The organism is Geothrix mesophila (genome assembly GCF_022808835.1).
Classification (GTDB): Bacteria; Acidobacteriota; Holophagae; order Holophagales; family Holophagaceae; genus Geothrix; species Geothrix paludis.
In genome coordinates this window covers 575038-584191 of record NZ_JAKZLD010000001.1, presented here as the reverse complement: position 1 = coordinate 584191, position 9154 = coordinate 575038, and the positions used below count along the sequence as shown (strand labels likewise).

General features: G+C 69.0%; 8 protein-coding genes and 1 tRNA gene. 2 read left to right on the top strand and 7 right to left on the bottom strand.

Going from position 1 to position 9154, the window contains the following annotated elements:
- Window positions 1–91 precede the first annotated feature (91 nt).
- From MLG87_RS02720 to MLG87_RS02710, 3 genes are read right to left on the bottom strand one after another with little or no spacing between them, the layout of a single operon-like run.
- Window positions 92–1264, bottom strand: coding sequence for a thiolase family protein (locus MLG87_RS02720; RefSeq protein ID WP_243293678.1), 1173 nt, complete (start codon window positions 1262–1264; stop codon window positions 92–94).
- Between the two features lie 48 nt (window positions 1265–1312).
- Entirely contained in the window at window positions 1313–1864 is a 552-nt protein-coding gene (locus tag MLG87_RS02715) for a DivIVA domain-containing protein (protein ID WP_243293677.1), read from the bottom strand.
- Between the two features lie 8 nt (window positions 1865–1872).
- Window positions 1873–2130 (bottom strand): YggT family protein, encoded by a 258-nt coding sequence (locus tag MLG87_RS02710; RefSeq protein ID WP_243286192.1) that lies wholly within the window; start codon window positions 2128–2130, stop codon window positions 1873–1875.
- 50 nt (window positions 2131–2180) lie between these two features.
- On the opposite strand from MLG87_RS02710, the gene bshA reads away from it, so the two are divergent.
- On the top strand, window positions 2181–3290 hold the full coding sequence (gene bshA, locus MLG87_RS02705; RefSeq protein WP_243293676.1) for an N-acetyl-alpha-D-glucosaminyl L-malate synthase BshA: 1110 nt from the start codon (window positions 2181–2183) through the stop codon (window positions 3288–3290).
- A gap of 68 nt (window positions 3291–3358) precedes the next feature.
- Window positions 3359–5902: a ligand-binding sensor domain-containing protein gene (locus MLG87_RS02700; protein ID WP_243293675.1), complete on the top strand. Its 2544-nt coding sequence runs from the start codon at window positions 3359–3361 to the stop codon at window positions 5900–5902.
- Between the two features lie 10 nt (window positions 5903–5912).
- Here the strand turns inward: MLG87_RS02700 and dinB are convergent, their stop codons facing one another.
- From dinB to MLG87_RS02680, 4 genes are all read right to left on the bottom strand, one after another.
- Entirely contained in the window at window positions 5913–7079 is a 1167-nt protein-coding gene (gene dinB / locus MLG87_RS02695) for a DNA polymerase IV (protein WP_243293674.1), read from the bottom strand.
- 45 nt (window positions 7080–7124) lie between these two features.
- On the bottom strand, window positions 7125–7550 hold the full coding sequence (locus MLG87_RS02690; protein WP_243293673.1) for a nuclear transport factor 2 family protein: 426 nt from the start codon (window positions 7548–7550) through the stop codon (window positions 7125–7127).
- Between the two features lie 131 nt (window positions 7551–7681).
- Complete coding sequence (locus MLG87_RS02685) at window positions 7682–8668, bottom strand: aldo/keto reductase (protein ID WP_243293672.1); 987 nt, start codon at window positions 8666–8668, stop codon at window positions 7682–7684.
- Window positions 8669–9077: 409 nt separating this feature from the next.
- Window positions 9078–9154 (bottom strand) — tRNA-Met (locus tag MLG87_RS02680).

Genomic DNA, 9154 nt, shown 5'->3' with positions numbered 1-9154 from the left:
GGGCTGCGGGGGAACCGCTTCTAGTGGGGGCTGGTTTGCTGAGGGGCCCGGGCAGGCGGGCCCCCTTCTGCATGCGCGCTTCGCTGCGGTACTACACGCGCTCGACGGCCATGGCGATGGCGTTTCCGCCTCCGAGACAGAGGGCGGCCACGCCGCGCTGCTTGCCGTGGCGCTCCAAGGCGTGGAGGAGGGTGGCCATGACCCGGGCGCCGCTGGCGCCGATGGGATGGCCCAGCGCCACGGCACCGCCGTGGACGTTGATGCGGTCGGCCGGCAGCTTCAGCTCGTTCATGGTGGCCACCAGCTGCACGGCGAAGGCCTCGTTGATCTCCCAGAGGTCCACGTCGGCCACGCTCCAGCCCACCTGGGCGAGGAGCTTGCGGATGGCCTCCACGGGCGCCATGAGCACCCACTCGGGGTCCAGACCGGCCGTGGCGGCGCCGAGGATGCGCGCCTGGATGGGCAGGCCGTGGGCCTTGGCGTAGCTTTCGGTCGTCACCAGGGCGGCCGCCGCGCCGTCGTTCACACTGGGGGCGTTGCCGGCGGTGACCGTGCCGTCCTTCTTGAAGGCGGGGCGCAGCTTGGACAGGGTCTCGGGCGTGGTGTCCGCGCGCGGACCTTCATCTTCGGCCACGATCACGTCGCCCTTCTTGCCGGGGACGGCGATGGGCACGATCTCGGCCTTGAAGGCGCCGGACTGGATCGCCGCCACGGCCTTGCGGTGGCTTTCGGCGGCCCAGGCATCCTGCGCCTCCCGGCCCACGCCGTACTTGGACGCCACCAGCTCGCCTGTATGCCCCATGTGCTGGTCCGTCATGGCGCACCACAGGCCATCGAGGATCATGGCGTCCTTGGCTTCCGTGTGGCCCATGCGGGCCCCGGCGCGGAGCTTGGGCATGAGGTAGGGCGCATTGGACATGGATTCCATGCCGCCCGCCAGGACCACGTCGTGGTCGCCGAGGCGCACCGCGTTGGCGGCGAGCTGGATGGCCTTGAGGCCGCTGCCGCAGACCTTGTTGATGGTGAGAGCGGAGATGCTGGAGGGCAGGCCGCCACGCAGGGCTGCCTGACGGGCAGGAGCCTGGCCCACGCCGGCGCTCACCACATTCCCGAAGATCGCCTCGGTGGGTTCTGCGCCCGGCGCGGCCGCCAGGACCGCTTTCACCACCTGGGCGGCCAGGTCCGGGGCCGCAAGAGCTGCGAGAGAGCCCTGGAACTTTCCGATGGGGCTTCGTAGGGCTTTGAGAATGACCGCGTGGGACATGCGAACTCCGGGGATGTCAGCTGTCAGCTATCAGCAATCGGCTGAGAGCTAATTCGTGGGCTTGGGGCGCCGGACGGGCGGGATGGCGGGTTCGTCGAGGGAACTGAGATCCAGCCCCTCGAGCTTCAGGGTGGGCGGCGGAGCGAGGTAGATGTCCGGTGCCTCCTCCTGGATGTGGCGGCGGGTCCGCTCCATGAGCGTCTCCACCTCCCGGACGAACCGGGTGCGCTCCATCTTCAGGTTGCGAATCTGGACCTCGAGCTCCACCACATGCTGCTGGGCCTCCCGGATGACCTCATCGGCCTTGAACTGGGCCTCCCGCAGGATGAGTTCCTTCTCCCGGTTGGCGCCGTCCAGCACGTCCTCTCGGGTGCGCTGGGCCTGGAGCAGGGTCTCCCGGAAGATTCGGTCCTGCTCCTGGTACTGGCGCAGCCGCTCCCGGTTGTCGATGATCTCTTCCTTGAGCTTCTGGTTCTCGGCCAGCAGCTCCTCCCATTCCGCGGCCACCTCGTGGAGGAAGGCCCGGACTTCGGATTCCTCAATGCCCCGGAAGGCCTTCTCGAACTCCCGGCGCTGGATGTCGAGGGGCGTGTACTTCATGGTTCACCTCATGAGACCAAGGCCCGCAGGAAGACCCGCTGGATGAGTCCCAGCAGGATCACGGCGATCAGGATGTCGAAGCTGAACCCTCCGATGGATGGCACGAGGGCCCGGATGGGGTGCAGGATCGGGTCGGTGAGGGTGTGGAGCAGCCGGATCCACCGGTTCCGGGGATCGATGGGGAACCAGGACAGGATGGCCACCGCCAGGAGGAGGTAGATCATCACGTCAAGGGCGTAATAGGCGATGGAGAACAGAAGAGGCATGGGCAGGATTCCCGGGACCCGTTCATCATAGCGGGTAGTGAGGGTCCCACATGCGCATCGGCATTTCCTGCTACAGCACCTTCGGAGGCTCCGGCGTCGTGGCCACAGAGGTGGGCAAGGCCCTCGCCGCCCGGGGTCACGAGGTGCACATCCTCAGCCCCAGCGTTCCGCCGCGTCTCCTGGGTTTCGAGGATCGCATCAGCTTCCATGAGGTCCGGGCCACCACCTACCCCCTCTTCGAGGACGCCCCCTATTCCATCGCCCTGGGCTCCAAGATGGCGGACGTGGCCGAGCACCACGGCCTGCAGATCATCCACGCCCACTACGCCATTCCGCACGCCATGGCGGCGCTCCTGGCGCGAATGGCCATTCCGGGCCTGAAGGTCGTGACCACCCTCCACGGCACAGACATCACGGTGGTGGGCAGCGATCCCAGCTACCTGCCCATGGTCCGCATGGCCATCCGGGAAAGCGACGGGGTGACGGCCGTCTCCGAATACCTCCGGGACGAGACCTACCGCACCTTCGGCGTGGAGCGCGAGATCGACGTCATCGGGAACTTCGTCGAGCCTCCGGGCCAGGAACGCCCGGATTGCAGGGCCTGGCTGGCGCCGAAGGCCACGTCGGTGCTGACGCACATCTCCAATTTCCGCGCGGTGAAGCGCGTGATGGACGTGCTGAAGGTGTTCGAGCGCGTCCGCCGGGAGATCCCGGCCCGCCTGGTGATGGTGGGCGACGGGCCCGACCGCGTGGAAGCCGAGGCCTACTGCCGGGATCGCGGCTTCGCCGCCGAAGTGCGGTTCACGGGCAAGCAGCTCGACATCGGCACCGTCCTGGCCTGTTCGGACCTGTTCCTGCTGCCCAGCGCCACGGAGAGTTTCGGCCTGGCCGCCCTGGAGGCCATGGGGCATCGCGTACCGGTGATCGCCAGCCGCGTGGGAGGGCTGCCCGAGGTGGTGCGCCACGGCGTGGACGGTTTCCTGGAACCGGTCGGGGACGTGGAGGCCATGGCCGCCGACGCGCTGAAGCTCCTGCGCGACGAGAGCCTCCGCCGGAAGATGGGGGACGCGGCCCGGGAGCGCGCGCTCGGCACCTTCGCGGAAGGCCCCATCGTGGACCGGTACGAGGCTCTCTACCGGCGGGTGCTGGGCCAGGCCTGACCAGAAGCGTCCTGGAGTCAGGCTCGCGGCTTGAGCTGCCGTTCAGTCGGATGGCGATGGGAGTGGACATGGCGTGGTTGCGGATCCTGTTGGTGGTGGCCCTGGGGGCGTTCCACCTGTCCGCGGACGGCTGGCGCCGCCCCTTCGCGGTGCTCGGTCCCGACCAGGGTCTGCCCTCCGGCGCCATCACCTGCCTGACCCAGGATTCGGATGGGTTTCTCTGGGTCGGGACTGAAAGTGCCCTCCTGCGCTACGAGGGCGGCCACTGCCGCCGATGGAGCCGGGAAGACGGCCTTCCCTCCGGCTTCATCCACCGGGTGCTTCCGGCCTCGGGTGGCGGGGTCTGGGTAGCCACGCTCCGGGGCCTCGTGAGGATCCGGGAAGGCCGCATCGAGACCATCACCCTCGGTGGGGCCGCCACGCCCCCGGTCGCGGATGCGTTGACCCTGGGGCAGGGCGGACGCCTTTGGGTCCTGACCCGGCAAGGGCTCTTCGTCGAGGAGGAAGGCCTCCGGTTCCGCCAGCGGACCGGGCGTCCGGAGGGACGGGTCTTCACCCTCGGCGGCGGGCCCAGCGGAACTGTGTACCTGGGGACGGAGGCGGGCCTCAAGGCCTTCCTGCCCGACGGGTCGGAGCGCGAGTGGGGGCCGGACCACGGCCTTCCTGCCACGGGTGTCGCCATGGTGGTGGAGGACGGGGCGGGCCGCATCTGGGCAGGATCGGGCCGGTCCCTGGCCATGAAGGCGCCCGAGGGCCTCTGGTTCACCGACGAGTCCCGGCGCCTGGGGGCGAGCCTTTCCCCCAACAGCATTCCTTTTCTCGATCCAGACGGATCGGTATGGCTGCCGACCCAGGGCGGTGCCCTCCACCTGGCAGGGGCCGAGACCACGCAGCTGGATGCCTCGGGAGGACTGCCGTTCCGATGGGTCCGCACCGTCTTTCGCGATCGGGAGGGCACGCTGTGGATTCTCGGAACGGCGTTGGCGCGGCTGCAGGGCGGGGGACGGGTCTGGAACCACAGCCTGGGAACGGGGATCTCCGGCGAGGTGGTCTGGTCCATCGCGCGGGACGCCCGGGGTGTCCTGCTGGCGGCCACGGACAACGGGGCCTTGCGGGTGGGGACCGCGGGCCTGATCCGGATCCCCGGCACGGAGGGTCACCGCATCAAGAGCCTGGCCATGGACCGCGCAGGCACCCTCTGGATGGTCAGCACCATCGGCCCCACCCTCTGGCTCCACCCCGGCAGCCGCCAGGCGGAGACCGCGCCTCTGGGCGATTTCGGGTTCGCCGTGAACACCGTGATGACCGACTCGCAGGGAAGGACCTGGCTGGGGCATGCCCGGCAGGGCGTGCTCCGCTGGGATCCCGCGAAGCGGCGCCTCGTCCAGGACGTCGCGCCGCAGGGGACCACCCCGCTCGGGGTCTTCCGCATCCGGGAGGATGGCCAGGGCCGACTTTGGGCCGCCACCACGGCGGGCCTCTACCTCCGTGATCCCTCCGGAACCTGGAAGCTCTTCACCGAGGCCGATGGATTGAAGCCCTTCGGGCTCTATGGCCTGGCCTTCCTGCCGGATGGCAGCGCCTGGGTGCACTACCAGGAACCCCAGGGCCTCACCCGGATCCGCATCGACCAGGGGCGCTTGACGGTGCTGGAGCAGCGGGTCAAAGGGCAGGGGCTCCACTCCAACCTCCTCTACGCCGTGGAGGTGGATGCGCAGGGCCGGACCTGGGCCACCTCGGACCAGGGCCTGGATCGGGTGGATCCGCCCCTGCACATCGGTCGGCAGGAAGGCATGGTCAGCGAGGACTGCGCCATCCAGGCCCTCCTGGCCGAAGGCGGACGCATCTGGGTGGGGACCGCCGCCGGCCTGGTGCGCTACGACGTCGGGCCAGATCAGCCGATGGTGCCGCCCACGGCGCACATCGTCCAGATCACCCATGGGGCCCGGCAGGCCGAGCCGCCCTTCGCCGGGCTCACCCCATTCCCCCGGAGCGAGGCCACGGTGGCTTTCCGCGTGGCGGCGCCCACCTACCTCGATGAATCCCAGGTCCGGTTCCAGGTGCGCCTCCTGGGGCTGGAAGACGCCTGGCGGGAGGTGGATGGCACCCGCGTTCGGTACCCCGCTCTGCCAGGTGGCCAGTACCGCTTCGAAGTCCGGGCCGCCCAGGGGGATGGAGCTTTCGGACCTGCCGTGGGCCTCGACTTCCGCGTCCGGCCACCCTGGTGGCGCACGTGGTGGGCCATGGGACTGGGCGGATTGGCTTTCCTGGGGCTCGGCGTCCTCATCCTGCGACTGCGCGTGGCCTCCCTGGCCCGGGGCAAGGCCGAGCTGGAGGCCCTCGTGGCCAAGCGGACCATGGAACTCCAGGCCCGGAACGCCGACTTGTCCACGGCGCTGGGCCAGGTGAAGCAGCTCTCGGGGCTGCTCCCCATCTGCGCCAGCTGCAAGAAGATCCGCGATGACACGGGCTACTGGAACCAGCTGGAACACTACATCAGCGCCCACTCCGATGCCGATTTCACGCACGGCATCTGCCCGGATTGTGCCGATGCCCTGTACCCGGAGCGCCACCAGGCAAAGCGGCACGATGGGGATGAGCCCTCAGCGTGATGGGCGGGGCTTACGGCTCGAGCGCATCGAACAGCCCCGGTGTGGCCGGACGGTCCGGTTCCGGAACGAGGGGCTGGCCAGGCTTGACCAGCGCGCCAGCGCGGATGCCCAGCAGCCTCAGCCTGCGATCCAGGGTCACGCGCCGGAGATTGCCCCGGGCGGCCTCCAGCAGGGCCGCCGCATCGGCCACGGGATGCGGCAAGGCGTGATCGCGGGTGACGGTCGTGAAGTCCTCGAAGCGCAGCTTGATGCCCACGTTCTGGGCCAGGTAGCCCTTGCGGCCCAGATCCCCCGCGAGCCGCTCGCAGAGGTCGCACAGGATGCGCGAGAGCGCTTCGCGGTCCAGCCTGGGATGGAGGTCCCGCTCGAAGGTGGTCTCCCGGCTGATGGACTTGGGCTCCCGCAGGATCACCAGGGGGCGGTCGTCCCAGCCGTTCGCCGCCTCGTGGAGCCAGGTCCCGTAGCTCCGCCCGAAGTGCTCCACCAGCCACGATGGATCGGCCTTCGCGAGGTCCCCGATGGTGCGGATGCCGAGACCCTCCAGCTTCGCGGTGGCCTTGGGGCCGATGCCGTTGACGGCGGAACAGGGCAGGGGCCAGATGCGCGTGGGGATGTCGTCGTACCCGAGGAGGGTGATGCCATCGGGCTTCTGGAATTCGGATGCCAGCTTGGACAGCAGCTTGTTCGGCGTGATCCCGATGGAGCAGGTAAGGCCGGTGGCCTGCCGGACGGCCGCCTTGAGGCGCTGGGCCAACTCGAGCGAACCGCCCGGAACCTCGGTGAGGTCGATGTAGATCTCGTCGATCCCGCGATCCTCGATGAGGGGCGCCACCTCGGCCACCGCGGCCTTGAAGGCCCGGGAGGCCCGGGCATAGGCCTCGAAGTGCGCGGGCAGGAGGACCGCCTCCGGCGCCAGCGCGGCCGCCTTCATGAGCCCCATGCCGCTGCGTACTCCGAAGGCCCGGGCTTCGTAGGTGGCGGTGGTGACCACGCCCCGTCCCGCGTACTCCTTCAGCCTGGGGAAACGACCCTCCGCGTCGGCCACGGATCGCCTGCCGCCCACCACCACGGGAAGGCCTCTCAGCTCAGGATGCTCCAGCAACTCCACCGAGGCGAAGAAGGCGTCCATGTCCAGGTGGGCGATGCGTCTGGCGATGGGAAGCCGGGTCTCAGCCATGCGATCCAGTGTGGCGGGATCGGCTCTGTTGACCAAGACGACCCGTCAGCGTCTGGGCGCGGCCCCGCTCCGCCATTCCCAGAGCACGTTCGCGATGGCCCAGCCTTCATGATGGGCCGCCAGGTGGATGAAGGCGGTCCATGGGCCCAGCTCCATCCGGGCACTCCCGCTGCGGCCCTGAATGTCCAGGATCTTCACGTCGCCTTCAGAAAAATGGCCCCTGACCGCCCTTCCGAGCAGTGATTGGATACCGATGAGCCGCTGGAGGGCCTCCCGGCTGGAGGCAGGCTCCATCCCCAGGATGTGCTTGGCCAGCGAGGGATGGAGGCAGGCGTACATCGCCTCCGTGTTCCCCTCGAGCCAGGCCGTGGCCCACTGCTGGACCACGGAGGCGATGCCCTCCGTCCGCGGAGCGGGCCGGACCGAGACCGCGGCGGGCAGGGAGGTCGATTCCTCGGGGGCCTCGGTCATGCCCAAGGTCCCGACAAGCAGCAAGGATGATTTCAAAGCGCCCCGTGGCATGGTGTCCTCCGGTTCACAGAACAGACCCGCATCCCAACGATGAGGTTGAGTCCCATTTGGTTCCCGAAAGCGATCCGGGGTCAGCCGTTCACATGGGCCATGGTGGCTTCCGGGTAGCGCGGCCCGGCGGCCGCTCCCTTGGGCGCCACCGCCTCGACTTGGGCCAGTTCCGCGGCCGAGAGGGTGATCTCCAGGGCCGCCAGGTTCTCATCCAGGTGGCTGCGCCGGGTGGTGCCTGGGATGGGCACGATGTCTCTCCCCTGGGCCAGCACCCAGGCCAGGGCCAGCTGCGAGGCCTTCACGCCCCTCTGGTGCGCGAGCCCCTCGATCTTCGCCACCAAGTCCAGGTTCTTCTGGAAGTTCTCGCCCTGGAAGCGTGGCGCGTTGCGGCGGTAGTCGCCTTCGGGGAGGTCCTCCAGCGTGCGGAAGCGGGCTGTGAGGAAGCCCCGGCCCAGCGGGCTGTAGGCCACGAAGGAGATGCCCAGGTCGCGGACCGTGGGAAGGATCTCATCCTCGGGATCCCGGCTCCAGAGCGAGTATTCCGTCTGGAGGGCTGTGATGGGATGGACGGCGTGGGCGCGGCGGATGGTGGCCGGGGCGGCCTCCGACAGGCCGAGGAACCGCACCTTGCCGGCCTTCACGAGGTCGGCCATGGCCCCGACCGTCTCCTCGATGGGCACGGTGCGGTCCACCCGGTGCTGGTAGTAGAGGTCGATGTGGTCCACGCCCAGGCGCTTGAGGGAAGCGTCGCAGCAGGCGCGGACGTAGTCGGGCCGGCCGCTCACGCCCTGGAAGCTGCCGTCCTCGCCCCTCATGTTGCCGAACTTGGTGGCCAGCACCACCTGCTGCCGCCGATCCTTGATGGCCCGGCCCACCAGCTCTTCGTTCTTGAAGGGGCCGTACATGTCGGCGGTGTCGAGGAAGTTGAGGCCGCGGTCCAGCGCGTGGTGGATGGTGGCCATGGATTCCTCCTCCGTGGCGCCCTTGTAGAACTCGCTCATGCCCATGCAGCCGAGGCCGAGGGCGGAGACCATCAGGTTGGAGTGGCCAAGGGTGCGGGTTTTCATGGGGCCTCCGGGGGTGAGGGGCGGACTAAATGCAGGGCCATTATCCGCCAACGGGGGAGGGGAGGGATCCGACTGGCAGACTCGAACTGGCCAGCGGCCTACCAGGCCGCCGCTGTTTCTCGGCAGTTCGAGTCTGCGGGCTACGGTGGGCGTACAAAAACACCGGAGCCGCTCGGCTCCGGTGTGTTGAGTGGTGGCTGACGTAAGACTTCGGGCCACGTCCACGTGGCCCGAAGGAGGCAGACTCGAACTGGCGCGTGGCTGACCACGCCCGCGGACGCTGCGCAGGCCCCACTGGGGCCTTGCTCGCTGCGGGCTACCTGGCCGCCACTGCTTCTCGGCAGTTCGAGTCTGCGGGCTACGGTGGGCGTACAAAAACACCGGAGCCGCTCGGCTCCGGTGTGTTGAGTGGTGGCTGGAGGCAGACTCGAACTGCCGACCTAGGGATTATGAGACCCTCGCTCTAACCACCTGAGCTACCCAGCC

Excerpts from the sequence above, each read along its gene's own strand:
- MLG87_RS02720 (WP_243293678.1), bottom strand. The coding sequence starts at position 1,264 with ATGTCCCACGCGGTCATTCTCAAAGCCCTACGAAGCCCCATCGGAAAG.
- MLG87_RS02700 (WP_243293675.1), top strand. The coding sequence starts at position 3,359 with ATGGCGTGGTTGCGGATCCTGTTGGTGGTGGCCCTGGGGGCGTTCCAC.
- MLG87_RS02715 (WP_243293677.1), bottom strand. The coding sequence starts at position 1,864 with ATGAAGTACACGCCCCTCGACATCCAGCGCCGGGAGTTCGAGAAGGCC.
- MLG87_RS02685 (WP_243293672.1), bottom strand. The coding sequence starts at position 8,668 with ATGAAAACCCGCACCCTTGGCCACTCCAACCTGATGGTCTCCGCCCTC.
- dinB (WP_243293674.1), bottom strand. The coding sequence starts at position 7,079 with ATGGCTGAGACCCGGCTTCCCATCGCCAGACGCATCGCCCACCTGGAC.
- MLG87_RS02690 (WP_243293673.1), bottom strand. The coding sequence starts at position 7,550 with ATGACCGAGGCCCCCGAGGAATCGACCTCCCTGCCCGCCGCGGTCTCG.
- bshA (WP_243293676.1), top strand. The coding sequence starts at position 2,181 with ATGCGCATCGGCATTTCCTGCTACAGCACCTTCGGAGGCTCCGGCGTC.
- MLG87_RS02710 (WP_243286192.1), bottom strand. The coding sequence starts at position 2,130 with ATGCCTCTTCTGTTCTCCATCGCCTATTACGCCCTTGACGTGATGATC.